The sequence below is a fragment of the candidate division WOR-3 bacterium genome (assembly GCA_029858255.1).
In the GTDB taxonomy this organism is placed as follows: Bacteria; Hydrothermota; Tepidihabitantia; order SM23-42; family SM23-42; genus SM23-42.
The window spans coordinates 34,014-59,993 of record JAOUFJ010000011.1 but is presented as its reverse complement, the minus strand read 5'-3'; the positions used below and the strand labels follow the sequence as shown (position 1 = coordinate 59,993).

General features: G+C 49.2%; 28 protein-coding genes. 12 read left to right on the top strand and 16 right to left on the bottom strand.

Features of this window, described 5'->3' with window-relative positions; translation table 11 throughout:
- Positions 1 to 8 precede the first annotated feature (8 nt).
- The 11 genes from OEV79_06600 to OEV79_06550 form a co-directional block, all read right to left on the bottom strand.
- The gene (locus OEV79_06600; protein MDH4211102.1) at positions 9 to 299 is read right to left on the bottom strand and encodes a hypothetical protein; all 291 of its coding nucleotides are present in this window, start codon (positions 297 to 299) and stop codon (positions 9 to 11) included.
- A gap of 191 nt (positions 300 to 490) precedes the next feature.
- A complete protein-coding gene (locus OEV79_06595) occupies positions 491 to 1,306 on the bottom strand; it encodes an FAD/NAD(P)-binding protein (GenBank protein ID MDH4211101.1) in 816 nt (271 codons plus the stop codon).
- 1 nt (position 1,307) lies between these two features.
- A complete protein-coding gene (locus OEV79_06590) occupies positions 1,308 to 2,351 on the bottom strand; it encodes a 4Fe-4S dicluster domain-containing protein (GenBank protein ID MDH4211100.1) in 1,044 nt (347 codons plus the stop codon).
- Positions 2,344 to 3,189, bottom strand: a complete 846-nt coding sequence (locus OEV79_06585; GenBank protein ID MDH4211099.1) for a 4Fe-4S dicluster domain-containing protein — start codon at positions 3,187 to 3,189, stop codon at positions 2,344 to 2,346. The genes OEV79_06590 and OEV79_06585 overlap by 8 nt, the downstream gene beginning before the upstream one ends.
- Positions 3,186 to 3,620, bottom strand: a complete 435-nt coding sequence (locus OEV79_06580; GenBank protein ID MDH4211098.1) for a hydrogenase iron-sulfur subunit — start codon at positions 3,618 to 3,620, stop codon at positions 3,186 to 3,188. Before OEV79_06580 ends, OEV79_06585 begins: the two co-directional genes overlap by 4 nt.
- Entirely contained in the window at positions 3,611 to 5,569 is a 1,959-nt protein-coding gene (locus tag OEV79_06575; GenBank protein ID MDH4211097.1) for a CoB--CoM heterodisulfide reductase iron-sulfur subunit A family protein, read from the bottom strand. Before OEV79_06575 ends, OEV79_06580 begins: the two co-directional genes overlap by 10 nt.
- Positions 5,562 to 6,515: a CoB--CoM heterodisulfide reductase iron-sulfur subunit B family protein gene (locus OEV79_06570; GenBank protein MDH4211096.1), complete on the bottom strand. Its 954-nt coding sequence runs from the start codon at positions 6,513 to 6,515 to the stop codon at positions 5,562 to 5,564. The genes OEV79_06575 and OEV79_06570 overlap by 8 nt, the downstream gene beginning before the upstream one ends.
- Before the next feature lie 13 nt (positions 6,516 to 6,528).
- Positions 6,529 to 7,227, bottom strand: a complete 699-nt coding sequence (locus tag OEV79_06565) for a 4Fe-4S dicluster domain-containing protein (GenBank protein ID MDH4211095.1) — start codon at positions 7,225 to 7,227, stop codon at positions 6,529 to 6,531.
- Positions 7,211 to 7,690: a hypothetical protein gene (locus OEV79_06560; protein ID MDH4211094.1), complete on the bottom strand. Its 480-nt coding sequence runs from the start codon at positions 7,688 to 7,690 to the stop codon at positions 7,211 to 7,213. Before OEV79_06560 ends, OEV79_06565 begins: the two co-directional genes overlap by 17 nt.
- A gap of 14 nt (positions 7,691 to 7,704) precedes the next feature.
- Positions 7,705 to 8,115: a MarR family transcriptional regulator gene (locus tag OEV79_06555; protein ID MDH4211093.1), complete on the bottom strand. Its 411-nt coding sequence runs from the start codon at positions 8,113 to 8,115 to the stop codon at positions 7,705 to 7,707.
- A gap of 148 nt (positions 8,116 to 8,263) precedes the next feature.
- Entirely contained in the window at positions 8,264 to 9,346 is a 1,083-nt protein-coding gene (locus OEV79_06550) for a heparan-alpha-glucosaminide N-acetyltransferase domain-containing protein (protein MDH4211092.1), read from the bottom strand.
- A gap of 194 nt (positions 9,347 to 9,540) precedes the next feature.
- Here OEV79_06550 and OEV79_06545 point away from each other — a divergent pair, with 194 nt between their 5' ends.
- The 4 genes from OEV79_06545 to OEV79_06530 all read left to right on the top strand — a co-directional run bounded on the left by OEV79_06545 (position 9,541) and on the right by OEV79_06530 (position 13,684).
- Positions 9,541 to 10,491 carry a GNAT family N-acetyltransferase gene (locus tag OEV79_06545; protein ID MDH4211091.1) on the top strand — a complete coding sequence of 317 codons (951 nt, stop codon included), beginning with the start codon at positions 9,541 to 9,543 and terminating at the stop codon, positions 10,489 to 10,491.
- A gap of 152 nt (positions 10,492 to 10,643) precedes the next feature.
- On the top strand, positions 10,644 to 11,645 hold the full coding sequence (hypE, locus tag OEV79_06540) for a hydrogenase expression/formation protein HypE (protein MDH4211090.1): 1,002 nt from the start codon (positions 10,644 to 10,646) through the stop codon (positions 11,643 to 11,645).
- Positions 11,646 to 12,093: 448 nt separating this feature from the next.
- A complete protein-coding gene (gene ribD, locus OEV79_06535; GenBank protein ID MDH4211089.1) occupies positions 12,094 to 13,152 on the top strand; it encodes a bifunctional diaminohydroxyphosphoribosylaminopyrimidine deaminase/5-amino-6-(5-phosphoribosylamino)uracil reductase RibD in 1,059 nt (352 codons plus the stop codon).
- The gene (locus OEV79_06530) at positions 13,133 to 13,684 is read left to right on the top strand and encodes a riboflavin synthase (protein ID MDH4211088.1); all 552 of its coding nucleotides are present in this window, start codon (positions 13,133 to 13,135) and stop codon (positions 13,682 to 13,684) included. The genes ribD and OEV79_06530 overlap by 20 nt, the downstream gene beginning before the upstream one ends.
- Positions 13,685 to 13,728: 44 nt before the next feature.
- On the opposite strand, the gene OEV79_06525 is transcribed toward OEV79_06530, so the two are convergent.
- The 3 genes from OEV79_06525 to OEV79_06515 all read right to left on the bottom strand — a co-directional run bounded on the left by OEV79_06525 (position 13,729) and on the right by OEV79_06515 (position 17,133).
- Positions 13,729 to 15,459: a hypothetical protein gene (locus OEV79_06525; protein MDH4211087.1), complete on the bottom strand. Its 1,731-nt coding sequence runs from the start codon at positions 15,457 to 15,459 to the stop codon at positions 13,729 to 13,731.
- A 61-nt stretch (positions 15,460 to 15,520) separates the two neighbouring features.
- Complete coding sequence (locus OEV79_06520) at positions 15,521 to 15,868, bottom strand: VOC family protein (protein ID MDH4211086.1); 348 nt, start codon at positions 15,866 to 15,868, stop codon at positions 15,521 to 15,523.
- A 35-nt stretch (positions 15,869 to 15,903) separates the two neighbouring features.
- Positions 15,904 to 17,133, bottom strand: coding sequence for a saccharopine dehydrogenase NADP-binding domain-containing protein (locus OEV79_06515; GenBank protein MDH4211085.1), 1,230 nt, complete (start codon positions 17,131 to 17,133; stop codon positions 15,904 to 15,906).
- 210 nt (positions 17,134 to 17,343) lie between these two features.
- On the opposite strand from OEV79_06515, the gene rpsO reads away from it, so the two are divergent.
- The 8 genes from rpsO to OEV79_06475 all read left to right on the top strand — a co-directional run bounded on the left by rpsO (position 17,344) and on the right by OEV79_06475 (position 24,772).
- A complete protein-coding gene (rpsO, locus tag OEV79_06510) occupies positions 17,344 to 17,613 on the top strand; it encodes a 30S ribosomal protein S15 (protein ID MDH4211084.1) in 270 nt (89 codons plus the stop codon).
- A 1-nt stretch (position 17,614) separates the two neighbouring features.
- Positions 17,615 to 19,678, top strand: coding sequence for a polyribonucleotide nucleotidyltransferase (locus tag OEV79_06505; protein MDH4211083.1), 2,064 nt, complete (start codon positions 17,615 to 17,617; stop codon positions 19,676 to 19,678).
- The gene (locus tag OEV79_06500) at positions 19,638 to 20,936 is read left to right on the top strand and encodes an insulinase family protein (protein ID MDH4211082.1); all 1,299 of its coding nucleotides are present in this window, start codon (positions 19,638 to 19,640) and stop codon (positions 20,934 to 20,936) included. The genes OEV79_06505 and OEV79_06500 overlap by 41 nt, the downstream gene beginning before the upstream one ends.
- A 127-nt stretch (positions 20,937 to 21,063) precedes the next feature.
- Complete coding sequence (gene truD / locus OEV79_06495; GenBank protein ID MDH4211081.1) at positions 21,064 to 22,224, top strand: tRNA pseudouridine(13) synthase TruD; 1,161 nt, start codon at positions 21,064 to 21,066, stop codon at positions 22,222 to 22,224.
- 126 nt (positions 22,225 to 22,350) lie between these two features.
- Positions 22,351 to 23,094, top strand: coding sequence for a DUF4412 domain-containing protein (locus OEV79_06490; protein MDH4211080.1), 744 nt, complete (start codon positions 22,351 to 22,353; stop codon positions 23,092 to 23,094).
- 112 nt (positions 23,095 to 23,206) lie between these two features.
- Positions 23,207 to 23,779, top strand: a complete 573-nt coding sequence (locus OEV79_06485; protein ID MDH4211079.1) for a sigma-70 family RNA polymerase sigma factor — start codon at positions 23,207 to 23,209, stop codon at positions 23,777 to 23,779.
- Positions 23,769 to 24,548, top strand: a complete 780-nt coding sequence (locus OEV79_06480) for an anti-sigma factor (protein ID MDH4211078.1) — start codon at positions 23,769 to 23,771, stop codon at positions 24,546 to 24,548. The genes OEV79_06485 and OEV79_06480 overlap by 11 nt, the downstream gene beginning before the upstream one ends.
- Positions 24,548 to 24,772, top strand: coding sequence for a DUF167 domain-containing protein (locus tag OEV79_06475; protein ID MDH4211077.1), 225 nt, complete (start codon positions 24,548 to 24,550; stop codon positions 24,770 to 24,772). The genes OEV79_06480 and OEV79_06475 overlap by 1 nt, the downstream gene beginning before the upstream one ends.
- Before the next feature lie 22 nt (positions 24,773 to 24,794).
- On the opposite strand, the gene rdgB is transcribed toward OEV79_06475, so the two are convergent.
- Both rdgB and OEV79_06465 read right to left on the bottom strand, forming a co-directional pair.
- Positions 24,795 to 25,385, bottom strand: a complete 591-nt coding sequence (gene rdgB, locus OEV79_06470) for an RdgB/HAM1 family non-canonical purine NTP pyrophosphatase (GenBank protein ID MDH4211076.1) — start codon at positions 25,383 to 25,385, stop codon at positions 24,795 to 24,797.
- A gap of 25 nt (positions 25,386 to 25,410) precedes the next feature.
- A complete protein-coding gene (locus OEV79_06465) occupies positions 25,411 to 25,971 on the bottom strand; it encodes an SPOR domain-containing protein (GenBank protein ID MDH4211075.1) in 561 nt (186 codons plus the stop codon).
- Positions 25,972 to 25,980: the final 9 nt, after the last annotated feature.

Below are 25,980 nucleotides of genomic sequence, written 5' to 3'. Positions count from 1 at the left end.
GTCACTGGTTATCGAGCGAACCCCGCGCTGCCAAGATAGGCAATATCCACGGGTGCGGTGCGTACTGCTGTGACTATAGTCTCCGGCATCAAACCGCTCCATGCGTCGTCTTCAAATTCGTATCGTGGAGCCGTAACATCAACAGCAGGTAATGACCCGACGTACGCAGGCCCTTCAAAATTGCATCTGCTGGCAACAACCTCAACCGCAGGCATCAAGCCGTCATATTCATCCTTATCAGACAATGCTTGCCCGACCGACACGCTCAATAAGAGCAAAATAGCCAGGTAAATTCTCATTATTCCTCCTTCTTTTCTTGTGAACGCTCTTTTCTTGTTAGCCATCACTATAATATACGCAGCCAAGGGGCAAAAAGTTTCACAAAACTGAAGATTAAACGGTCAATGATTCTACAAATGAAACGCCCCTCACCTTAATGGCGGGGCATTTGGAGGTGGAAGTGAACTGGTTAGATGTAATGGGTCATTAACTATAGCGCGTGTTCTGGGATCTGGTCCAAACTGAATACGGGACCATCCTTACAGATAAATTTCTCACCTATGTTACACCGACCGCACTGACCGATACCACACTGCATTTTCATCTCGAGTGTCGTGTAAACTCTATTACCCGGCCATTTCAATTCCCTCAGTGCAGCAGCGGTGAATTTTATCATTATGGGGGGTCCGCAAACGATCGCTATTTTGTTGTCCGGTCTCGGTGCCAGATCCTTGACAACGACCGGCACCACCCCGACCCGACCGCTCCAGCCTTCAAACGGTACATCTATCGTTGTATGTAATGCAATGCTCTTATCATTTTCCCATATCCTGAGATCTTCTTTGTAAAGAATGTCATCGGGTGTACGCGCACCAAAAATGATCTCCAGCTTACCGAAATTCGTCCGGTGCTGCAGGATATGGTCTATGACCGGACGTAGCGGCGCCAACCCAATACCGCCGCCGATCACGACTATACCGTTCCCCTTCCAGGCATCGACCGGAAAACTGTTTCCATACGGTCCTCGGACGCCGACTACGTCACCCGGTGCTGCACGATGCAGCATTTTTGTTAGATGCCCCATTCGCTTGACAGAGATCGTGAAGTCGGTTTTGTCCTTGGCGGTCCGGGTGACCGCGAAGGTTGCTTCACCGAAGCCTTGAACAGAGACTTCAACAAACTGCCCGGGGCGGGCCGCCATTTTCTGGGCTCTGTTCATCTGTAAGACATAGCTCTTAACGTCTCTAGATTCTTCAATTACCTTCTTGATCGTTGCTGGTTTTGGCACGAGTTCGATCGTCGTCATATCAAGCCTCCTTTGACCGCGTACCGGCTTTGGCTTTACCCTTTTTCTTTTCCTCTATTCTTTCTGAAAGACGGGCGCCGAGCTGGGGAAAACTTCTCTTCAATGGACAGACCATTACACACCGACCGCAGCCAGTACACGAGATCTGACCGTACCTTAGATGACTGTAGGCGAACTTATCAAGGGTCCGGTTACGCACCCGGCTCGCAGGTGTTTTCCTCGTATTATGTCCGCCCGCCATTCTCGAATAAGATTGCAGTTGACAGCTGTCCCAGACCGTTACGCGCTCACCCTTACCTTTAAACTTTTCATCGGTCACCAGAAAGCAGACACAGGTCGGACATGCGTAGGTGCAAATACCGCAAGTCAAACATATATCCGACAGTTCATGCCAGATCTTGTCATCGTACATCTCCATGAATTCTTCAGGAGATGCAATTGCGTATTTGCCGGCCGGCCACTCTTTTTTCTCCGGCTTCTCATCAACTTCCTTCAGATATTCGGATTGCATAACCTGTTTTCCCCTGTCGGTCATGCTTTTGAATAGATAGTGGTCATCTGCCTCTACGAAAGCGACATCCATACCACGCGTAGAATCCGGGGCCAGTCCCCGGTCCGTACAATGGCAATTATCTTCCATCTCGCTGCAGATCATACCGATCAACATAGTACGTTCTCGTTCCGCTTCGTACATCGCATCCTTATGTTCGGATTTCAAGAAAACCTTGTCCATGTATTCGATGCCGGCAACATCACAAGGATGCAGACCAATGACGATACGCGGTCTGTCTTCCGGAACGACAGCCTGCAGAGACCACTTGCTATCCTCTTCGTATTTGGCTACGGGACGCCGCTTGGGGAAGAACAGGCTCTTCAGCGAAACGTGTATTATACTCTCCGGAAAATCCAGATCCTTCATGGCATCGTAAATGCCGAATTCCCACTTGCCGTCTGCGCGGTAAGGCACCCATACCTCCCACTTTTCCGCAAGCCGGGAGACGAATTTCTGCAGATCGGTTCGCTTCATCTTATGCCACTTATTCATTTTTGCCCTCCAGAATCGTATCCGGGTCTTCCTTGCTCAACACGACAAGTGGTGGAATCTCATCGGGCACCGTCCCGGGACGGACGTCGAATAATTCATGGACGGCTTTTTCCAGTGCGTTATTCAGAAGTCTCATCGGGATCTCCTGCGGGCATACACGCTCACACTCTCCGCAATCCGCACAGCGTCCGGCCAGATGATATGCTCTGATCAGATGCCACATGGTATTGGCCGAGAGTTTTGCCGAGGGTTCAATCCACTTTGGTTCCTGCTGGTCTGCAACGCAGATCTCACAATAGCAGGAAGGACAGATCTGCCGGCACGCGTAACAACGTTCGCATCTTGCGAAATAATCAGCGAAGAATTTCCAGCGTTCAGCCGGCGACATCTTCTCTATTTCTTCAACCTTCGAAAACGCCGGTTCTTTCTTGTGCTTTTTCTCGCCGAATTCATAATCGGCGATCGGCGACATGCTGGTAGCGCAATCATCACACTTGTCCGCTTCTTTACCATCTAACTTCACGCCTTCGCACCCAACGCCAAGCGCGACTATCTGGTTTTTGTTTATACGGTGCTCAACCAGTTGGGTTACCAGTGAACGCCCGTCACACCCTTTCAATACGATACCGACTTTCCTGTATCGTGCTACAAGGGTGGGCAAGTAATTAACCAAATTCTGCACACATCTTCCGTCGAAGACCATATCATCGAGTGCTTCATCCTTCTTGAAGACAGCCGCCTTAACTTCACCGGTTGCTGGATCCTCGCGATAACCGAGCACTGCATCGATCTCTCCGTTCTTGAAAAGTTCCTCGATCTTGTTTCTCATCTCGTTCATGTCGCGAGCTCCTTCCGCGCGAGTGTCTTTTCGGTTCCGGACAGGTTCTTTAGTTTATCCGTGAAACGGGAACAAACCTCGGCGAATTTCTTGCCTTCGGCCGCGGAGATCCAGGTAAAATGCATGCGGTCAGGATGCACGCCCACAAACTCAAGCAACCGACGGGCAACCGCTATCCTGCGACGCGCGTGATAATTCCCCGTAGTGTAGTGGCAATCGCCCGGATGGCAACCACTCACCATAACGCCATCGTAGCCTTCAACAAATGCCTTGAATATCATTATCGGATCGACCCTGCCCGAACACGGAACCTGGACGATCCTGACATTTGCCGGGTAGGCGAAACGGCTCGTGCCTGCCAGATCGGCTCCTGCGTAGCTGCACCATTTGCACAAGATTGCCAGGATTTTTGGTTCTTTTTCTATCTGCATGATACGATCTCCTCGTAGATCTCATCGTCGCTGAATCCGGCTAGCGTAATCGCCTTTCCTTTGCACGTTGCCACGCATGCACCGCACCCCTGACACTTGCCGGGAATGATCTCGGCAACGCGCCGTTTGCCAAACTCTTTTTCCTCGATCGCCGAGTAGTGGCAGACATACGAGCAGGTAAGGCAACCGGTACAGGCAGTCGGGTCAACGGCAGCGATCTGGGGCGACTTGACCATTGTGTCCTTGGCAAATAAAGCGAGAACTTTGCTGGCTGCCGCGCTGCCCTGCTGGACGCTCGCCGGTATGTCCTTCGGACCCTGACATGCGCCAGCAAGGAAAACACCAGCACTCGCAGTTTCGATGGGCTTCAATTTTGGATGTGCTTCGGTGTAGAAACCATCCGCATCGCAGGCGATACCAAGGATCTGAGCCAATCCCACCGCGTCTTTCTGAGGTTCTACCGCGCTCGCAAGAACGACCATGTCCGCGTCGATATGCACGGCTCTTCCGACCAGCGTATCTTCGGTGTAGACACGATACTGCCCGTTCTGCAGACGACGGATCTTCGCCACACGACCACGTAGATATCTCACATCTTCCTCTTCGATCGCCCTTCTGACGAACTCTTCGTAGGTCTTTCCCGGCGCCCGCACGTCGATGTAACTCACGTACGCCTGGCCGTCAGGTACGTGGTGTTTGTATAGCATCGTGTGCTTGGCCGTATACATACAACATATACCACTGCAATAAGCATGTGCTTTTGATTCATCACGGCTGCCCACGCACTGAACGAAAACCACGGTCTTGGGTATCTTACCGTCGCTCGGTCGTTTCAACTCGCCACCGGTCGGACCGGTCGACGAAATGAGACGTTCGAACTGCATGCCAGTAATGACGTCGGGATACTTCATGCCCCCGTATTCTGTGTATACTGCCGGGTCCATTTCCCTGTATCCGGTGGCGACAACAATGGCACCAACATTCACCGTCTCCTGTTTGGGAGTGTCATCATAAACTACTGCTTCGGCCGGGCATATTTTCGCACACACACCGCACTTGTTCTCAATCAGTTTCTTGCAGTAATCTGCTTCAATAACTGGGATCGCAGGTACTGCCTGAGGGAAAGGAATGGCGATGGCGGCGCGCGTGTTCAGCCCGGCATTGAAGTCATCCGGCACTGTCTTGACCGGACACTTCTCCTGGCAAATTCCGCAACCAATACACTTTTGCGCGTCGACATACGTCGCTTTTTTCTCAATGGTAACTTCAAAGTTGCCTACGTAACCATCAACTTTTTTCACTTCTGAATTGACCCGGATCTCGATGTTCGGATGCTGTGCTGCCTCGACCATCTTCGGGGTCAGAATACACTGACTGCAGTCCAGTGTCGGAAAAGTCTCGTCAAGCTGTGCCATGCGGCCGCCAATGCTCGGGCTCTTCTCCACGAGAATTACCTTGCGATTACCGTCCGCGATATCGAGCGCCGCCTGGATGCCGGCAATACCCCCGCCGATGACCAGAGCGGTCTTGGTCATGGGCACGTAAATCTCATCCAGGGGGTCCTGGTGCACAACCCGCTTTATCTGCCGTGCTACAAGGTCGATCGCTTTCTGCGTAGCCTCAGCCGGATCATCGGTCACCCAGCTGCACTGTTCGCGGATATTCGCCATGGAGACGAGATACGGGTTCAATCCTTCGCTCGCCAGTGCTTTCTGGAAAGTTGGTAGATGCATGCGCGGTGAACAGGCAGCAACGACTACACGGTTAATGTTGTTATCCTTGATCGCTTTTCTGATAAGTTCTTGCCCGGGTGAAGAGCACATGAATTTGTATTCTTGAGCGAAGCCGACCTCAGGCATATCTTTCAGCGTGTCGACGACCTTCTTCACATCCACCTTGGCCGCGATGTTTACCCCGCAATGACATACGAATACACCAACCTTAGCCATTATGCACCTCTGCTTTCGCGTGGATCGAATCGAATTTCTTCAAGAAATCTTTGAAGCTGATCGCGTGCGCATCAAAACCAAGTTTCACGATATCGACTCCGAGTGCCAGTCCGATGAGTTGAACCAGATGAATGACCGGTACCCGGTACTTGCCCGATCGGCGGTAGTTCAATTTCTGCTGCATCCTGTCGATCTGGGCAAGACAGTACGGACAGACGACAACTACTGCGTCCGGCTCAGCCGCGTTCAGATTGTCCAGTTTCATCTTCGTATGCGGCAGCGACAATTCCTCCTTGTTGATGATGATCTGTGTCAAACCCGTGCCGCAGCAAGTCCTGTTCTCGCCGTACTCCGCGATCTCACCGCCCATAGCCTCGATAAGTTCTTCCATGATCGTCGGCATGTGAGGATCATCTAAAGCGGTTTTCTTGAAGCCGTTCAAGTAGTGGCATCCGTAATGAGTGGCGAATTTCATACCATTGAGCGGCCGGGTCACGTTTGCCCGGATACGCTCCTTCAGCTTGTAGATTATCTCCAGCGAATGGTATATGTCCTGATTACCCTTGTACTCGCGGCCGATCATGGATAATATCACATTGACCACGTTTTTCACGGGTGGACGGTCATTCATAAAATGTGAAAATTCAGTCAGGAATGTATGACATCCATTGCACAGCGTAAGAATATCCAAACCCATTTCCTCGGCCACCGCGATATTACGCGCCACTGCGGGCATTGTGCTCGTCGGCTGGGCAACATTGGTGAAGGTCAGGAAACCTCCACAGCATGTTTGATCATCACTGGTCACGAGTTCGATCCCGAGCTTGCGGAAGAATTCGATCGATGCGGTGATCAAGCCGGGGTATTTGTTACTCCCGACGCATGGTTGGAACAGAAACATCCTGTCTGACAATTTTGTTTTCTCTAATATTTCCTGGCGTGGCATGCTTAAATCCTCCTCAACATATCTTTTCCTTATCTTCTTCCTCAACGTCGATGAATTTCTGATTCGGCCCCTTCTTAACCTTAACCATGTCAGCCGCACTGCCGTAGTTCCATTTCTTCTCTTTCGCCTGTTTCTTGTCTATTTCTTTGAACAGATCGGTCATTCCCGTCGCATCGGCGATGAACTTGATCTCGCTCATCGCGCGTTCCGACACCTGTCTCTTGGGCGGCAAACCCATCTTTTTGCGTACCGTTTCGATCCGACCATCGGTTCCTGAATTCTTCGCGATCTCTCTTTTAACGCCGATATTCCTCTCGTTGATATTCACCGAGAGACCTGTATTGTAATAATCCTGAGCATACGGGTCCTTAATCTTCTTCACTTCTTCCCAGCCGTATCCCTGCGCGAGCGCAGCATAGCGCAACATGGAAATCGCGAACGGGAAATTTATGTCCCGCGGGCACACTGCGTAACAGCCGCTGCAGAAAAAACACAACCATAATTCGTGGCTGCTGATCACTTTTTCCACGTTGCCCATGCGCAGATCGCGTATGATCTCTCTCGGGTTGTATGAAGATAACTTCGCTGCCGGGCACTGTCCGGTGCACTTACCGCACTGCAGGCATTTTTCCAGATCTTTTACCATCTGATGGGTGAGTTCGGCAAATTTCTTATCGAAACCAGGCAGCCAATCCCTATTTGTTTCGTGCATGGAATACTCCTTTTATCTTACTCGTAAAATTTGTGTAGAAACTGAAATCCATCATCTTGGGCATCACTTTCATCATACCGGGAATTGCCGTCGGATGGCGCATCATCATCAACATCATCATACCCATGACATTTTTCATAACATAGAAGTTCATCTTGAGTTTGAACGCATCCATCATCGGGACCATTCTCTTGAAGACATCGCCTCCCAATCCCGGTTCCATATTCACAGCCTTGACTACAGACGGCATCATCTCTATCAATAGATCGTGACTGACTTCGATATTCATTTGCTCCATCATCGGAAGCATTCTCTCCAATACCTGTGTAATCATCTCGGGTCGCCGGGCGAGAAAGAGCAGGAGCCCGGGCATCATGTCCATCATTTTGTCCTTAGTGAGTGAGAGGTCAAACATCTGTGCATAATTGACCACAGTTGCTTCGGCGATTTCTCTTCCCTTCATAAACGTCCTTTCGACTACATTATCTCCGACAGCATCTCGAGTGCGTTGCGTACATCCTCACGCTGCTGTGTCGATAACTTACCCAATATATTGTTTTCGCATTCATCCATTCTCTTGCCGATAAGGTTCTTCAACTCTATACCCTTATCGGTCATTGAAATTTTGAGAATCCTACGGTCATCAGGTACTGCCTCGCCCTTGACGAATCCTTTCTTCTTGAGGCGGTCGATGATCCGGCTGCCCCTGGATGCAGAAAGACCCATCTTCTCCGAAAACGCGTTACACAACATTTTCTCGTCGCGTCTGATCGTCAGGAGCGCGTTGTATTCTGCTGCCGAAAGACCAAATTCATTTCTGATCTTAGTTTCGGTCAGCTGGCATTTTTTCATCAGCATAATAATAAGTTCAAATAGCTTTTTGCTCATATCTGATTCACCTTTATTGCTAATAACAACAATTGCTATTAGCAACTATATTATAACAAAAAAATCCTCTTTGTCAAGGGTGAACAGACAATCGGTCAATGAATTCGGTCAAGCCAGCGAGAAAATGCCGTAATTTCAAGCGTTTTAGCTAATGCGGCTTCAACAAGAAGAGAGCCAGAAATGACCAGTATATGGTATTTTTCACCCAATGCGCGACCGGCATGTGTTCAAGTTTCAGCTTATGCCAGAAATAGGCAAGGATCACCATCGCAGCAAACAACCACACAACGAACAGGTAGACCTCAGAATAGGACAACGTCCGCCCCCAGTAAGATACCAGACCTCTGTTGAGCACTGAACCATAAATGATCATGAGGTGCACTACATAAACCACGAGCGATTCTTTGCCAAAATATTTGACTGCCCGGGGCATGCGTTCCCATAGTCTCTCCCCCCTCTCAAGCAGCACCGTAAGTAGTATTATCACACCGCCCCTGGTAATGAAACCGCGCAGCGCGTATAACGCCCCTGACCAGTTCAAGACCTGTCCGAAAAGAATGAGCAGTACTGCAGCTATCACTGAATATTTCAGCCAGGAACCCTGGCGGTTAGTAAACAAAGATCCCAGCATGAACCCGAGGAAGAGGAACGAAGCATAGTAAAAGAGTGGAAACCGCGAGTCGACAAAATAGTATCTGATGAAAGCCGGGAGATTCAGAACAAAATCGCTCTGTCGCACAACCGGCGTCAAAATCGGCAACGCAATTGTGATCGCTCCGACGACTATCCATGTAGCAATACGCTTAGGCTTCAGCAGAAACCACAACTGCAGGAAAAGAGCCGAAACTCCGATACACCGCAGAATATCGACCCTCAGGAGATTGTCCCACCCGGATGTCCCAATTGAAAGAATCGTCTGGCGCAGTGAGAAATAGGGTAAATACATCAAATAACCAAGCAAGACTACAAAAAAGAGCCGCCGCAATCTCGTCAGCAGAGTTTTGGAGAACTTCGAGTACTCATCGACCCTGGGCAGCGTGGCAAGGGCAAAAGCAAAACCCGCAGCAAACAGAAAAACAGGCGCGGTATAACCACGCACGTGCGTCCAGTTAACGAAGAACGGGGTACTCCGCAGGGCAGTGTCTAAAAGACCTTCAAGGCTATGGCCGTGAATCATCTCGGCAACTGCCAGAGCCCTGAGCATATCGAGGAAGAGATAGCGCTTTTTCAAAGGAGATCCTTTGTCTTACCTCTTATGAGATAAAGAATTGCGATGATAAGTGAAGTCTTCTTAAGCATATATGCCGGATTTTTGTCCAGATTATATTGAACAACACGCGAAAATCAAGTCTAACAATTATCCGAAATGCCTACGCATTGTGCCATCATTGACATTTTTACTCGTATAGCTATACTCAAGATTACATGGAAATAAACAAGTTCAGCGAAAGAGACCGCAAGCACTGGGAGGATTTCGTAGCGCAATCAAACAACGGGACAATCTTCCACAGCCACGACTTCCTTGACTATCATCCGGCAGGTCGTTTCAAGAACCATCACCTGATAATAACTGAACGCGGCAATATCATCGCCGTGTTCCCTGCCGTTGAAAAAGATACTATGATAATTTCTCATCAGGGAGCATCCTACGGAGGTTTCGTACTCAAGGATGACCTCGGCATTCATACGATATACCTGATGGTTGAGCATGTTGTTGAGTATTTCAAAGCGCAACGATGTGAGAAAATCATCCTCACTCAACCGCCGCTCATTTATTACCGTAACCCTAATCAGTATATCGATTTTGCATTGATGAAAAACAATTTCAGCTACTTAAAAAGAGACGTGACCGCAGTGATACCTCTTGACATGGCCGAACCACTGGCGACATTCCACGGCGACGCTCGGCGATCTACCAAAAAAGCCATCCGGGAAGGGGTAAGGGTGATGTTCACTGATGACTATGCTGGTTTCTATGACATCCTGAAACATAATCTGGGAATGCGCCATAATGTGACGCCTACCCATTCGCTCGACGAATTGAATAAACTCAAGAAGATGTTTCCGAAGGATATCATGCTCTTTGGCGCTTTCGTAAAGGAAAGAATGGTTGGTGGAATGGTTTTGTTCGTCACCAACCCCAGAGTAATACTCGCCTTTTACATAAGTCACGATGAGAAGTATCAAAACTACCGTCCGGTGAACCTGCTTTTCTACGAAGTCATCAAGTGGGGGCGCGATCAGGGATACAAGTACCTTGATCTGGGGACCTTCACACTTAACATGACGCCTAACTGGGGCCTGGGGCGGTTCAAAGAAAACTTCGCTGCCCGCGGATTCTTGCGCGATACATATCAACTACTAGTTAACGGCTAATGAGTTTGGATGCACGATAATACTCGTTTTATGTTGGACCGTTTCGAGGAGCGATATGTTTATCGAAGTGCGGGTTCGAAAGACGAAACCGTTATCCGATTCGCTTTTTGCAACCGAAAGACGAAAAACGAAGACCGCCGTTGAAAACCAAAATGACAGAAGATAAAGTCCGTCTGGGTCACGGTTCGGGCGGGTTGCTCACTTCAAAATTAATCCGTGATGTAATTCTCAAATATTTCGACAGCGAGATCCTAAAACGTCTCGAGGACGCCGCGGAATTACCGGCAGCGAGACAAAAAATTGCGTTCACTACTGATTCGTACGTTGTCGATCCGATATTCTTTCCGGGAGGCGATATCGGAAAACTGGCGATTTGCGGAACGATAAACGACCTCGCCGTCAAAGGCGCAATACCCAAATCGCTGTCACTAGCTCTGATAATCGAGGAAGGCTTCAAGTTCTCCGATCTCGAAAGAATCCTGAAATCGGCCGCGCGGACGGCGCGTGCCGCTGGCGTGAACGTGGTATGCGGTGATACAAAGGTGGTTGAAAAAGGCAAAGCCGACAAGCTATTCATCACAACGTCAGGCGTCGGGATCATTAAACAAAGCATCAGTAAGAATAGAATACGTGTCGGTGACCATGTCATGCTCAGCGGCACCATCGGTGATCACGGCATCGCGATCATGAATGAACGCTTGAACCTGGGGCTCAAATTCAGTGTTAAGAGTGATGTAGCTGCGCTACACGGTCTCGTCCGTGAAATTCTCAAGGCAGGACCAGCCGTGCACTTCATGCGGGACCCGACGCGCGGGGGAGTCGTGTCGGTTCTTAATGAAACATTGGAAGGTACCCGTAAAGGCATCGTCATCCAAGAAACCGCGTTGCCAATAAGAAAACAGGTCAGGGGCGCGAGTGAAATACTCGGCCTTGATCCCCTGTACATCGCCAATGAAGGTAAGCTGGTCGCTTTCGTCGACAGGAGAAGGTCTGAACGAATTCTGAACATCATGCGCGTCCACCCGCTGGGCAAGCACGCTGCGATCATCGGTGAAGTAGTCAACGAACCGCAGGGCGTGTGGTTGCGTACGGCAATTGGCGGCACTCACCCGCTGATCCAGATGGAAGCTGAGGGTCTCCCACGGATCTGCTGAACACTGAAACACAGAACATAAAATACACTGAAGCACAGAAATACAGAATACCCTGAAGACACGCTTCGCTGAAGACACATCCTCACATCGGACTGAAGCCACGTTTTCACTGAAGTCATGCCTTCGGCTGAAGACATACTAATGCTGGGCTCGGCGCCACGGAGCATCAGTGAAACTAGAAAGGCAGAAGCTGCGAAGATAAGAGGTTAGGAAGATGAGCAACGGAACAAAAATAACGGAACTAACGATAATAACGAGATTAACGAACCTAACGAAATCAAAATCTTCCGTATCCAGCATCAAGCGTATGGCGTGATGCGTTTCGCGTGGTTTGATGCTGTAGACATGCTTCGCTGCAGACATACCTATACTGATGACGTGCTACGCTGAAGTAACGAAATGCTGTGTTCTTGACTTCAACATACATGCGGTTATAATTGCGAAAAATATGGACATTTCCTGCGATTATGACCGAATGTACATGCAGCATGCCATGACACTTGCTTCAAAGGGTTGGGGGCAAACCGGCATCAATCCTTTGGTTGGGGCGCTCGTGGTGAAGGACGGCAACATCGTGGGAAGAGGATTCCACCGCAGAATTGGCGAAGCCCACGCCGAGGTTGTGGCAATCACCGAAGCCGGGGCAAACACAAGAGGCGCAGACCTCTACGTAAACCTGGAACCTTGCTGTACGCAAGGCTATACTCCGCCGTGCGTCGATGCCATAATAAAGGCAGGTATAAAACGTGTTTTCATCGCCGAGACAGACCCAAATCCGGCGGTTGACGGTAAGAGTGTTGAGATTCTGCGCAGCAAGAATATACCTGTAGCATGTTTGGCCCCATCCGCCCACTCCCTGGATTTGAATCTCTGGTATAGGAAATACATCAAAACACGGACCCCGTATGTGACCCTGAAAATAGCATATACAAAGAACTTCAGAATATCTGGTTTCAACGGCAAGTACGTGACCTCTGAACCATCGCGCCGCTATGTCCATGCATTGCGGAACCGGGTTGGCGCGGTGCTGGTGGGGATCAACACCGTGCTCACTGACAATCCATTCCTGACCGACCGTCTGGTAGGAAGACACAATCCAGCACGGATTATCCTGGACCCGGATCTGAAGATCCCGCTGAACGCGAACGTGCTCGCGCCCAATGCCCGCCGTATCGTCTTCGCGAAAGTAGATACAGACCGCACGAAAGCCGGCGAATTACAGAAACTGGGTATTGAAATGGTCCATCTCGATGGGAACAAACATCCGACCGCAGACCTGCTCCGAAAGATCGGCATGCTCAAGATAGGCTCGATGCTTGTTGAAGGCGGCGGCGAAACCTTCACTAATTTCCTTCAAGAGAAAACATACGATGATTTGTATGTATTTGTCGCGCCAGTCACGGTGAGCAAGGGCATTGAGGTCCCGCTCGCCGGCAAGATCATCGAGAAAAAGAAGTCAGAACTCATTGGGGAGGATCAACTATATCATGTTTACCGGAATAATTGAAGAAAAAGGAAAGATCATTTCAATCACCAGATCCAGAGTCCAGAAGATAAAGATCATGTCTAGACTGCAGGTCGAAAATGGTGACAGCATCGCGATTCAGGGTATCTGCCTCACCGTAACCGATGTCATCAAAAACGGATTCACCGTCGATGCGATGCAGCAGACGCTCGGCGTGACCACGTTGAGAAACTGGCACGCCGGTGATCACATCAACCTCGAACGCGCCATGCGAATCGGTGACCGTCTGGGGGGACACATAATGCTCGGTCACGTCGACGACGTCGGAAGATTGGTCAGAATCAAATCAAATGAATACTCTTTCGAGATTGACCCGAAGTATGCTGTCTACGTAGTACCCAAAGGTTCGATCGGTATCGACGGCGCCAGCCTTACCGTCTCATCCATCGGCAAGAACATACTGTCGGTTTCCCTGATACCCTATACGCTCAAACACACTGCCCTCGGCAGTCTGCGAATTGGCACAAAGGTCAATATAGAATACGACTATCTGGCGAAATTCCTTAAAAGATAGCAGATCTTCTGGGTATAATACAGGTTCGAACTCAAGCGATGGTGTCAGTATATGATTATCGCCGCTTCGCCATCCGCTTCCTTCAGGTAAAGTCTCGATGCCTTCATCTGTTCAACGAGCAAAAATTGCGTGCTCGAATCCATTTCTGGAAGCACGTATTCAAGCTTAATATCCTTTAGCTCCCCCGACTCCAAAACCGCACTGACCAGCTTGGCCTGGAACCCCATCCCCAAGTCCGGCAAGGAAAGCAGAAAAGAATCAAGTTCGGAAGAAGCCTGCACCGTCAGCCCTTTACGAAATGATGTACGTTCGTGCCGCGTGAACTCAACACTGAGCGTGTCGAGCGTGTATTCTCCAGGTCCGGAGAATACCGGTATGGCGTGGGTCACCTTTAGCAAGTGGATATCTTTGCCGATCATAGTATCCGGTAGGGAGAAATTCACCTGATAGTATGCTTTATCTAACCCAGCATCCTTGTAGCATGAAAATTCGAATCTTCCATTCGAGTCTGTGTGGTCATGCCAAACCGGCACTACAGCTCTTTTCTCTTCACGTGACACCCTGTTCACGATGAATTCGATTCCACCCAGAGGCCTGCCGTTGACGTGAACCCATCCCGTGACGACCATGTCATTATCAGACGATGAATATCTCTTATCTAAATACCCCGCCCAAACCGAGAATTCCTCGGGAATCCGGTATCGCCTGCCAGCGATCACCGGCCTCAGTCGTTTGTATACTACTGTGTCACGCGGACCGTATGCGATTATCGCGATGATTCTAGCAAGTCGGTAATAATCCAACCCTTCGATAATCTTCATACGTAAAATTTCCTCCGAATGTTTACGCAACGTGTCCCGAACATTGAACCTACCGAACGGATAGAATACACTCTGGCGGCCACTGGAGAGAGTGAACTTATTCTGGTCGAATGAAAGCATCTGCCGGTCATCGTAGGCGGCAAAGTACACCGTTGCAATACCACCTTGATAATTGAAATACCTGTATCTTCGAAAATCATCGCGTATGATCATGAGCACCAGAAAGAAGGCGATCGAAAGAAATACCGGAGTCAAAACATTCGATCTTTTGTTTTGCGCACGCGGGACACGGAGGAACTGACGATCGAACACAAAAACGTAAAACACCGCGAGCGCTATTGCCACAAGTAAGGCGATCACGGGCATCGTGCTCAGGAACGTGTTAGCGAGTGAAGCACGATAACCCAGCGCGCTGAAGAACATCCTCGTTTTCAACATGGGCAACAAGTCGGCCAGGGTAATGACAACAATGATAAGAAGAAAGTTCACAAAAGCCCAGGCGCCGGCAACTAAGTAGTTCTGTCTGAAATAGAAACGATTAACCAGGAAAAACCACGCCAACAAACCAATGAATGGTATCAAGCGTAATGTGTAACTGGTTATTCTGGTTGTGTAACGCGACAGTGACATGTACTCAATGCCAAAAGGAAGAAAAGGCAGAGCAAGAACGCCCATCCAGAACAACATCTTAAGCACGGTTTTTCCCAAAGGAGTTTCGTATACGAGGACATTTGTGATCAGTATATACGAACACAGGAGGACGTAGAACAAGATGTAGATGCTTTGATCGGTGAAGTTTCTCATGTATTGCACGGGATATAATAGATACCATACGTACCGCATGTAAAGCGCGGGATATTGAAATGCAGGACCGAGTGTCAACCTGAAAAGCAAAAATCCAAATGCTGTGCCGAAGGCGCAATTGAGAATAACCGATAGCTTCGTATTATGCATTAAGCGGGGGTTCCGGAGATACTGCCGTCTGCCATTAGCCGACTCAAAATTACTTCAAGGTTCAGAGCGCGACCGGATGGAGGAAATGCTGGAATTCAAGAGCTCGACCCTCAGGATCCTGTGCAAAGAATTGATAGATATTGTATTTTTCATTCTCCCTTGGTTGTGTTGTAGCAATATCAATGAGTTTTTCATACATCTCATCAACTTCTCTTCGGGTCTCGTAGACGAATGTAATCATGCCTGCACGCTCTACCTCCTCCCGCGTGCAGAATCCCAATAGCATGTTACCATGACGGAGAATTATGCAGTCTTCCTGCCGCAGCCATATCGCCATGCCGATCTGCTCCGTGTAGAATCTTGAGAGATCGCTTATATTCTTTGTCCTAAAGAATACGATGCCTGACATACCGCTGTTCTATCCGGAATTTCCTGTAGCGCGGATTATCCCGCAACCTCGAGTATCTCGATATTGCGTTTCTTCAATTCTTCGATGAACTTCTTGTAGAGCTCAGGGGTCACGGCATCTTCCGGAGCAACTATTCCCTTTGCCTTGATCTCACCCTTTCCGATCATCCGCGCGGTTATTGCCATTGGATAACCAGTAACCCGCATCATCGATGATATGTTGTGCTTCGTGTCAGGCTCATCCCACATGAAATACTCGATCTTCACATCCTTGCCATCTTTCTTGCCTTCAAGCGTATTGTACATTACACAGACATCGCCTTCACCCTCATTCGGGATCAACCTCGGTGTGATGATCGAAAGCAGAAATTCCCTTGGCACTATCTTCGCTCCCTTAAAATCCACCGGCTCGACGTCGAGCATGCCGCAGTCCTTTAGTGTGTGGACACCCTGCCAATGCCCGGGCCACCGTACCGTTTTCTCGGCGAATTCCTTCAGCTGTTTCCGCGTGAACAGAAAACTCGGCATGCCAGGAGTGACAGCGCACTGTAACTCCTCGTCTTTTCCAAACTTATTGAACCGGAAACTCTCGAGATCGGTAGCCGCATTAACCTCAACGATCCTGCCGCCTCTTATGACATTGAGCTTTATCATATACTCTCTCAACACATGTTCGAAGGCCCAGGTGATCATGTAACGAAGAGGATGTTTTGCCGCGGCATCTTTCGATGGAATACCGCCGACCCGAGCCACTGCTTTTTCCGCAACATCAATCTTCCTGATCCCGTCGCCCAGGGTTATGTTGCTCAGTCCTGGAGCGAAACCCATTCCGTCAACGAAAGTCACGTTATTTTCACACGCTCTTTTGTGCAACCATTCACCATAATCTGCCAGCTTCATGCCCTCAGGTACTTCTAACCCTTCGGTCTCATACTCATCAGGCGTGCGATGAAACTCTTCGATGGTATCCACGATATTCAGTCCCGCTTCAATCGCCAGATGCACCACCTTGTAACTCGTCTGACGGTTGGGTAAGGTCAAAACTCCAACATCATACTGCTTCATCAAAGCAATGGCCGCTTCTCTGTCGTTGATATCGAGAATATGGGGAATAATCTTGTCGCTGCCAACCCATTCCTTCACCTGCTGTAGCGTCTCCATGTGCCGGCCCACAATACCGATCGTTTCAACTTCATTATCAGGAGCAAGATCCCAGGCGACTGCTGAGCCGATCTTGCCAGAACCACCAAAGACCAAAATCTTCATATTATCCTCCTTTTTCTATCGTTCACCAATATCATGGAAATTCGCACCCAGGCATTTGTGCTGCCTGCCATCCCCAATTCGCATGATTTCTGTGCATCGGACAATAATTATACAGAAATACGCCATAGTGTCAATTGCACCCGTTGATGTTCCGCATTCTACTTGACTTTTTCCCAAATATGTGGATAATTAGTTAAAGGAGATTCAATTATGACGTTAGACAGGAACAAGAAGAGTGAAGTAATCCAGAATTACAAGCGACACGGCAAGGATACCGGATCGCCGGAAGTGCAGATAGCGATATTGACCGAGCGAATAAAGAACCTCTCTGACCATCTCAAACAGTTTCCCAAGGATCGACATTCGAGGCGCGGCCTGATAAAGATGGTCAATGATCGGCGCCGTCACCTCAATTATTTGATGAAAAAGGACCGCAGCAAGTACCTTGAAATTGTCAAAACACTGGATTTAAGAGGTTAGTTTGTACTCCGTATCACTCCAGGTTGGGGAAAAAAAGTTAAGTCTTGAGACCGGTCGGGTGGCGAAACAAGCCGCCGCCGCATGTACGGTCAGCTATGGGGACACGATTCTCCTCGTCGCCGTTTCATACAAGCAAGATGCGTCAGAAAACGTGGGCTTCCTACCCCTTACCGTAGATTACCGAGAGCTTTCTTTTGCCGCGGGCAAGATACCGGGCGGATTCATAAAACGGGAAACCAGACCGTCAGAAGCCGAGATACTCATATCACGCTTGATCGACCGACCCCTGCGTCCGCTTTTCCCCGAAGGATTCAGGAATGAAGTACAGATCATTGCCAATCTCCTTTCGTCAGATGTTGAGCATGAACCTGACGCATTTGGCATAATCGGCGCAGCCACTGCTCTGTTGATGTCCGAAATACCCTATACAATACCGATCGCCGCGGTGAAAGTCGGGTTGATCGACGGGAAGTACGTCATCAATCCGACGCTAGCACAACAGGCAGACAGCAAACTCAATATCATTGTCGCCGGTACGAGAGATTCGGTCGTCATGATCGAAGGTGGCGCAAAAGAAACCACCGAAGAAGAAATCACCGAGGCCATAAAATTAGCCCAGCCGGAGATTGCCCGTATCATAGATATCCAAGAAGAAATCGTGAAGAATGCAGGCAGGGAAAAGGTGAGCCTGGTCAGTCCGGTGATGGAGGAGTCGCTCCGCAATGAGATCCAGGATGCGATCGGTGATAGCGTCGACCAAATACTACAATTCAAAGATAAAGAGACGCGTGAAGACTCGACCTACGAATTAATCAAAACGCTTTCTGAGAAATTACAGGAAAAAGATGAGGCGATAGAATCAAAGATAAAACATGTCGTTGAAGAAATGCTGCGCGCCAAGATGCGCGACACTGTGCTTAAGGAAAAAAAGCGATTGGACGGCCGGGGTCTGACCGATGTCCGCCCGGTTTCCTGCGAGATAGGACTTCTGCCGAGAACCCACGGTTCAGCTCTGTTCACACGCGGGCAGACCCAGAGTCTCGCCGTAACGACACTGGGCACGGCAAGCGACGAACAAAGAATTGATAATATATTTGATGAAGAATCGAAGTCATTCATGCTTCACTACAATTTTCCTCCGTTTTCAACCGGCGATGTCAGACCAATGCGGGGTCCGGGAAGGCGCGAGATCGGACACGGCGCGCTTGCCGAGCGGGCGATCATACCGGTCTTACCCAAAGAAACTGAATTCCCATACACTATAAGACTGGTCTCGAACATCCTTGAATCGAACGGTTCCTCATCCATGGCAACCGTGTGCGGTTCATCGCTTGCCCTGATGGACGCAGGCGTGCCGATCAGGACCGCGGTGTCAGGTATTTCCATGGGTTTGATCAAGGAGAACGCACAATATGTTCTCCTTACCGATATTCTGGGTGATGAAGACCACCACGGTGATATGGATTTCAAAGTCGCCGGGACCAAAGACGGCGTAACTGCGATACAGCTCGACCTCAAGATACAAGGGCTGCCGGTCGACGTTCTCGCCGAGGCAATGAAGCTTGCGCGCGATGCGCGTCTGGAAATATTGAATGTCATGAACAGCACGATCAGCACGCCGCGAAGCGAGCTCTCCAAGTACGCGCCGAAGATCGTAGTATTCTACGTTCCCAAGGCAAAAATCGGCGAAGTGATCGGCCCGGGCGGAAAGGTAATACGCAAGATCATCGCAGACAACGAAGTTGAGATAGATATCGATGACGACGGTAAGGTAACGATCGCCGGCGAGGACCGCCAGAATGTGGAAAGAGCTCAGGAAACAGTCCAGACTATCGTACAGGAGGCCGAGGTCGGAAAGACGTATGTCGGCAAGGTTACACGCATAATGACCTTCGGTGCGTTCGTCGAGATCCTGCCCGGCAAAGAAGGGCTTGTACATATTTCGAAGCTCTCCAGACAGCGCGTGAAGAAAGTGGAAGATGTCGTCAAGGTTGGCGACGAAATTGTTGTAAAAGTGGCAAATATTGACGACCAGGGGAGGATTAATCTTATCCGAAAAGAATAAGATCGCTCTTACCACACTTAACCCAGCCGTTAGAATAATCGCCGAAAAAATCCCCAAGTTCTACTCGTTCTCTATGGGTTTCTTCATTAACACCGGCTCCAGGGACGAGGATTTGAAAGAAAGCGGCATCACACATCTCATCGAACACATGCTTTTCAAAGGTACCTCCCGTAAATCGGCGCTGGAGATCGTTAAGATGATGGAAAGTCTGGGTGGCGCGTTCGACGCATACACAACTAAAGAAAATCTGATAATCATAACCAAATTCCTTTCAGAACACATCGGTCTTGTATTCGAACTAATCGCGGAAATACTTCTGGAATCAAAGATCGACAGCGGGGATCTGGAAAAAGAGAAATCAGTGGTTCTCGAGGAAATAAAATCAAGCAGTGACGACCCGGGTGATTCAGTATTTGAACTTTTTTTTAGAACACTTCTACCAGACCATGCCCTCGGCCGGCCCATTGCCGGTACGATCGAGTCGGTAAAACAGATGGACGCGGCGCACGCCAAGAAACGCTACAAGCAGCTCGTGAACCGGGAAACGGTCATCGCCCTCAGCGGCAACTATGATTACGATAAGATCGTCAACCTGGCCAAACAGAGGTTCCAAACCAAACAGGTGCTCAAGACGAAACGTACCCAGCCGGATTACCAACTGGGCAAGATCGCGGCGCAATCCCGCAAAGAAGTCTCGCAGGTTCATTGTGTGTTTGGGACACGCGGGGTAGAGTACGCGGCGCCCCAGCACTACCAATTATCAATAATGAACACGGCACTGGGTGGTGGCATGTCTTCGCGACTCTTCCAGGGTTTGCGCGAAAAGGACGGTCTGGTCTATCACGTGCAGTCATTCATTGATTTCTATTGCGACTGTGGAGTGTCAGGATTCTACTTCATATGCGACAAGAAAAATATCCCCAAGGTCGTTCGGCGCCTCAAGGCAATTTTCAAGGAGATTGACCAGCAAGGCTTCAGTAAAGAAGAGATCGACCTGGCAAAAACATATCTATCTGGTAACCTGCTGCTCAGCCTGGAAAGTTCGACCAGCCGTATGTTACGACTCGCGAGAGAAGCGGTATACTCACAGGAAATTGCCAGTGTCGATGATGTCGTCGCACGTATCAACGCAGTAGATGAAAATCAAATAAACAGTATAACCAAAGAATTTTTTGACACAAAGCAATACACGGTAACCGCCGTGGGACCGATCAACGAAAATGAAGTAAGAAAAATACTGGATGACATAAACGGTTGAATTGACTTCGACAGCGCATTCAGTATAATTTTTTCGTGAAAATAACCATTGCCGCACCGTCCGCAGAAGAAAAAAAGACGAAGAAAGTACGAAGCAGATCCTTCCGGTTGCCATCCCCGCAATCTTAATGACTAAGATAAAAGTAAGGCCAGAGGACTTCATAGTCGAGGAACTAATCGACATCCCCTTCTCGGATAAAGGCACCTACACCATACTGAAACTCGAAAAGCGGTATTGGAACACACTGGACGTCATCGATTTCGTCGTCCGTAAAACGAACGTGTCGAAAAATCTTTTCGCGCGCGCAGGCCTCAAAGATCGTTATTCACAATCCACACAGTATCTTTCATTCAAGGGCTATTTCAAACACACAATAAAAGAAGACAATTTCGCCCTCAAACCCGTCGGGAGGAGCAACACCGCGGTAAATCCTGGAATGATGCGCGGAAATAGTTTTTGTATCACGCTCCGAAGCGTGACCGGAAAGGAAACGGAAACACTTCGCCGCAATGCTGACGAGATCCACGAGCACGGTTTCCCGAACTATTTTGACGAACAGCGCTTTGGTTCGGCACGCCACGGTCAGGGTTTCATCGCCAAGAAAATGATCCTCGAACATTATCAAGGCGCTCTGAAACTGCTGATGTGCCACGCGTACAAGGAAGACAGCACGCAGGAAAAGAAGTTCAAGGAATACTGCCTGGGTCACTGGCGAGACTGGCCGGGTTGTCTGAAAATGGCACCACCGTTTTACCGCCCCATACTGAGATATCTGTCTGCCTACCCTAACGACTATAAGAACGCGCTCAAGAAGATCGACCGTGAGTTCTTGAACCTCTACCTGCTCGCATACCAGTCCAGTATATTCAACGAAGTGTTAGCGCGGCTGGTGAAACAACATAGTGAGAAAAATGTTAGTGTAAAATATTCTATGGGCGAATTCATATTCCACCGAAAACTGCGTGCACCGCTGACGGCCGCGGACAAGCAAATTCCCATGATCAATGACAAGACAAAACTGGCCGGCATGGTTGGTAAATACATCGAAAAAGTCCTGGCAAAAGAAGGCATCACCCTGAAGCAGATGGCTCTTCAAAAGATGCGCCTGCGCGGCGTGCGGTTCAAGTATTTTCTCCGCGATGCGATAGTCTTCCCCGCCGACTTTACGGTCTCAAAGCCCGAACCCGATGAGATCTACTCTGACAAATCCAAATGCGTGGTGAAGTGTATCCTGCCACCGGGAACTTATGCTACAATATTGATAAAAAGATTGCTGTTGCAGCGCTAATCGCGTATCACTTTGACCCAACACCAGGGACCAACACGATCCTTTCTTCGAGCATAGATGGCGCAGCCTTCTACCAATAATTGACATCTCATCCGTTTGTTGTATAATCTCCAAAGGAGGCTTTTGATGAAAATATTCTGTCTCGCGCTGTTATCTTGTTTGGCATCTACACTGTACGCCGATGTTATGTATGAAATGACATCAAATACTGAGGGCATGATGGGGATGAAAGGCGAAACCCAGATGCGTGTTTTCGTGAAGGGTGACCGGTCTTTGACGGAAATGACCGGTGAAGACGCGATGGCGGGCAGCATGTCGGATGTGAAAATAATCCGGCTCGATAAAGGTATCATATGGTCGATAGACCATGAAAACAAAGAATATACCCAATACAGCATGGAAGAAATGACCGGTGAACCCCAAGAATCCGAAGAACCGGAAATGGAGATGCCCGATGTCAAAGTGGTCAGAACCGGTAATACAAAGAAAATTCTCAATAAAGATTGCGAAGAGGTCATCGTAACCATGGAAACAGCCGGCGATGAAGGTTCGGCGACCTTCAAGCAGACGATGTGGGTTACAAAAGACGTTCCGGGGTACAAGGAAATCCAGGATTTCCAGAAACACATGTCAGAATCAGGACTCGGTTCGTCGAGAATGATGGGCGCAAACAAGAAAAACTACGAGGATTTCCAGGAAAAGATCAGTGAGATCGACGGCTTCCCGCTCGAGATCGTCATGGAAATGATCATGGGCGGAGGGGTCATGTCATTCACCATGACTACCCGTAGCGAAGTCACCAAGATCGAGACGACACCAATAAACGACAAGGTCTTTGAGATACCAGCCGGTTATTCCCTAAAGGAATAGTAGATATAAACGGATTACAGCGGATGCAAACGGATTCTATCATCTGTTTGAATCAGCATCGATCTGTGTGCATCAATTGTTGCCTGCAACAAGGAATATTTAGCCATTCCCGGTGTATAGTAATATAGAGAGCGACGAGGCACTGATCGAAGCGGTAAAGAAGGGCGATTGCGATGCCTTTGGTCCGATTGTTGAGCGTTATAAAATGGCTCTCTACAAGGTGATGTACCGTATGGTGCTTAACCGTGATGATGCCGAGGATCTGGTCGAAGAAGCGTTCATCAAGGCATATCGTTCGATAAAGAAGTTCCAGACCGGCAGACCTTTTTACAGCTGGTTGAGGAGGATCGGGGTGAATAATGCGATAAATTTCCTGAAGCGTGAACGAAGGAGCAATATCGAACCGCTGGAATACGTAGAGAAAACTCTGTCCAACGGTCGTAATGACCCGGTCCAGATGACCCGGGAGAAGATGCTCCACGAACGATTGAACGGAGCGCTTGCCCGGTTGCCGGCGGACGCACGTGTCATCCTTTTACTCAAGGTCGAAGAAGACCTGTCATACGACGAGATCGGCAAACTGCTCAAGATCCCGAAGGGAACCGTGATGTCGCGACTTGCCCGCGCTCGCATTAAATTGAAACAAATATTCGAAGATACGGAGGTACTAGAGAATGAAATGTGATCTGCCCATTGAGTTGTTGAGCGCTTATCTTGATGGCGAACTCAGTGAGGGAGAAAAAGCCAGGGTGGAAGCGCACCTGAAGGATTGTGTGGCTTGCCGGGAACAACTATCGGCCCTGCAGAAAATTGAAGAAAGCGTCCGGGATGGTGTCTATGAAGAACCATCTCGGGAATTCATCTTCGGGCTTAACCGGCGGGTCATGGACAAGATCAAACCAGCACCGCGGCGTAGTCTGTTCAGATTCGCACCTATTTTCGCGCCGGTGGCGGTGGCGATACTCATACTCGTCGTTCTCATCGATGTAAGTCCTTCAAAGAGAATCGTCGGTGTGACCGACCGTATTGCTTATAAGAAAATCGCGGCGCGGCAGCAAGTAAATGTATCTATACCGGAGCCCGAATTAAGCCAGGCACCCGCAACGTTCACAGCAAAACGCATGGCAAAAGCAGTTGAGGAAAGGACGGTGTCCGAAAAGCTCGAAGAGGCTCCGGCCGCCATCGGTAGAGCAGAGACCCGTGATAAAATGACAGATACCGATGAGGCGATAATGTTGGCTCCGGCGCGGGCGCAGGTGGTGCGTGCGATAATGGACACCACGGGGACCATCATCAAGGTAGCCACAGGTAACACATTAATCCCGGAGAAGGATACGGTTCTTGAAAAAGAACTTGCCGGGCAGCAATTAGCCCCACCCACCATCGAAGGCAAGAAAAAACAGGTATATTTTGAACTGGCGCCCACAGAAGAAAAAGACGAGGCAGAGCAGTAATGTTTTTGCAGATCCGCGTCATACCTCGTTCGAAGAAAAACGAAGTTATCGACCTGGGAAACAGCCAGTTGAAAGTTAAGGTAATATCCCCGCCCGCGGATGGCAGGGCAAACAAAGAACTGATAGAATCACTTGCCCGATACTACAAAAAGAAAAAATCTTCAATTACCATAATAAAAGGTACAACATCAAGGGATAAAGTAGTAGAGATAGAAGACTCTTAGCAGAGAGAGCTTTTACACTCAACTATTTCTGCTGCTCGAGGTATTTTCGGAACTTCCGCAGCGCACGTGCCCGATGGCTGATGCGGTTTTTCGTTGCCGGACCCAATTCGGCAAAAGTCTTCTTGTATCCCTTAGGTATGAAAACAGGATCGTAACCAAAACCGTGTTTGCCTTTATGTACACGGGAGATCTCACCTACGCACTCGCCCTCAAATGATTCGTACTTACCATGTCCGAAATAGTAAACAAAGACCGCCCGGAATGCCGCCTTGCGGTTCTTTTTGTCGGCGAGATTTTTTAACAATCTCGCTATGCGACTTTCATCGTCTTTGCCATACCGTGCCGAGAATATCCCAGGCTCGCCGTCCAGAGCATCCACGAAAAGCCCGGAATCATCGGCAAGTGTCGGTTGACCACGTAACCGGTAGACGAATACCGCCTTGGCAAGACTGTTCTCCAGAAGGGTTCTGCCGCATTCTGGAATATCGATTTTGAGTAAATCGTTCAACTGTTGCACCGCAACCAGATCGCCGATGATCTTCTCGATCTCGGCGACCTTATACTGGTTCCGGGTTGCAAGTATAATACGCGGTCGCGTAGTTTCTTCTCTCAATGACTCCCTTGCAGAAACACTACGCTTATGGCGTCACCATCGTCTCGACGATGAACGCACCGCGGTAGCCGAAACTCAAAGCCTTGTTCTTCAGAGGCTCGATCTCTTCACGGGTCAAATAATCACCCACACGGACTTTGTAATACGGCGCAACGTACTCGATATATACGGGATCGGTGAACACCGCGCGTGCATCGGTCGCGACCCGCGAGGCGTTTTCTTCAGTGTTCGAGGCAAATATCTGGACACGGAAACCCAGAATACTCCGTGGAGCGGGAGCTTGTGCAACCGGCTGCGTGGGCACATAGGGTTGGGCAACCGGGCGTTCAGGAAGAATCGGCTCCTCAGCGACAGGAGGCGGGATCAAGACGAGTTCTTCCTCGGCCGGTGTCATTGGCTCTTCTTCGACCGGAGGCGGCGGGAGAAGTGGTTCTTCAGCTGGAAGAACCGGTTCGGTGCTCATCGTTGCTGGTTCTTCTTCTCCAAAGACGACGACCTCCTCCAAGCCTTCAGTCTCGACCGTGGTTTTCTTCGGTGCACAGACCACGAAAAGCAAAATGCACCCGAGCAATAACAACTTCTTCATTTTTTCCTC

Excerpts from the sequence above, each read along its gene's own strand:
- OEV79_06600 (MDH4211102.1), bottom strand. The coding sequence starts at position 299 with ATGAGAATTTACCTGGCTATTTTGCTCTTATTGAGCGTGTCGGTCGGG.
- OEV79_06595 (MDH4211101.1), bottom strand. The coding sequence starts at position 1,306 with ATGACGACGATCGAACTCGTGCCAAAACCAGCAACGATCAAGAAGGTA.
- OEV79_06590 (MDH4211100.1), bottom strand. The coding sequence starts at position 2,351 with ATGAATAAGTGGCATAAGATGAAGCGAACCGATCTGCAGAAATTCGTC.
- OEV79_06585 (MDH4211099.1), bottom strand. The coding sequence starts at position 3,189 with ATGAACGAGATGAGAAACAAGATCGAGGAACTTTTCAAGAACGGAGAG.
- OEV79_06580 (MDH4211098.1), bottom strand. The coding sequence starts at position 3,620 with ATGCAGATAGAAAAAGAACCAAAAATCCTGGCAATCTTGTGCAAATGG.
- OEV79_06575 (MDH4211097.1), bottom strand. The coding sequence starts at position 5,569 with ATGGCTAAGGTTGGTGTATTCGTATGTCATTGCGGGGTAAACATCGCG.
- OEV79_06570 (MDH4211096.1), bottom strand. The coding sequence starts at position 6,515 with ATGCCACGCCAGGAAATATTAGAGAAAACAAAATTGTCAGACAGGATG.
- OEV79_06565 (MDH4211095.1), bottom strand. The coding sequence starts at position 7,227 with ATGCACGAAACAAATAGGGATTGGCTGCCTGGTTTCGATAAGAAATTT.
- OEV79_06560 (MDH4211094.1), bottom strand. The coding sequence starts at position 7,690 with ATGAAGGGAAGAGAAATCGCCGAAGCAACTGTGGTCAATTATGCACAG.
- OEV79_06555 (MDH4211093.1), bottom strand. The coding sequence starts at position 8,115 with ATGAGCAAAAAGCTATTTGAACTTATTATTATGCTGATGAAAAAATGC.
- OEV79_06545 (MDH4211091.1), top strand. The coding sequence starts at position 9,541 with ATGGAAATAAACAAGTTCAGCGAAAGAGACCGCAAGCACTGGGAGGAT.
- hypE (MDH4211090.1), top strand. The coding sequence starts at position 10,644 with ATGACAGAAGATAAAGTCCGTCTGGGTCACGGTTCGGGCGGGTTGCTC.
- ribD (MDH4211089.1), top strand. The coding sequence starts at position 12,094 with ATGGACATTTCCTGCGATTATGACCGAATGTACATGCAGCATGCCATG.
- OEV79_06530 (MDH4211088.1), top strand. The coding sequence starts at position 13,133 with ATGTTTACCGGAATAATTGAAGAAAAAGGAAAGATCATTTCAATCACC.
- OEV79_06525 (MDH4211087.1), bottom strand. The coding sequence starts at position 15,459 with ATGCATAATACGAAGCTATCGGTTATTCTCAATTGCGCCTTCGGCACA.
- OEV79_06520 (MDH4211086.1), bottom strand. The coding sequence starts at position 15,868 with ATGTCAGGCATCGTATTCTTTAGGACAAAGAATATAAGCGATCTCTCA.
- OEV79_06515 (MDH4211085.1), bottom strand. The coding sequence starts at position 17,133 with ATGAAGATTTTGGTCTTTGGTGGTTCTGGCAAGATCGGCTCAGCAGTC.
- rpsO (MDH4211084.1), top strand. The coding sequence starts at position 17,344 with ATGACGTTAGACAGGAACAAGAAGAGTGAAGTAATCCAGAATTACAAG.
- truD (MDH4211081.1), top strand. The coding sequence starts at position 21,064 with ATGACTAAGATAAAAGTAAGGCCAGAGGACTTCATAGTCGAGGAACTA.
- OEV79_06490 (MDH4211080.1), top strand. The coding sequence starts at position 22,351 with ATGAAAATATTCTGTCTCGCGCTGTTATCTTGTTTGGCATCTACACTG.
- OEV79_06480 (MDH4211078.1), top strand. The coding sequence starts at position 23,769 with ATGAAATGTGATCTGCCCATTGAGTTGTTGAGCGCTTATCTTGATGGC.
- OEV79_06475 (MDH4211077.1), top strand. The coding sequence starts at position 24,548 with ATGTTTTTGCAGATCCGCGTCATACCTCGTTCGAAGAAAAACGAAGTT.
- OEV79_06465 (MDH4211075.1), bottom strand. The coding sequence starts at position 25,971 with ATGAAGAAGTTGTTATTGCTCGGGTGCATTTTGCTTTTCGTGGTCTGT.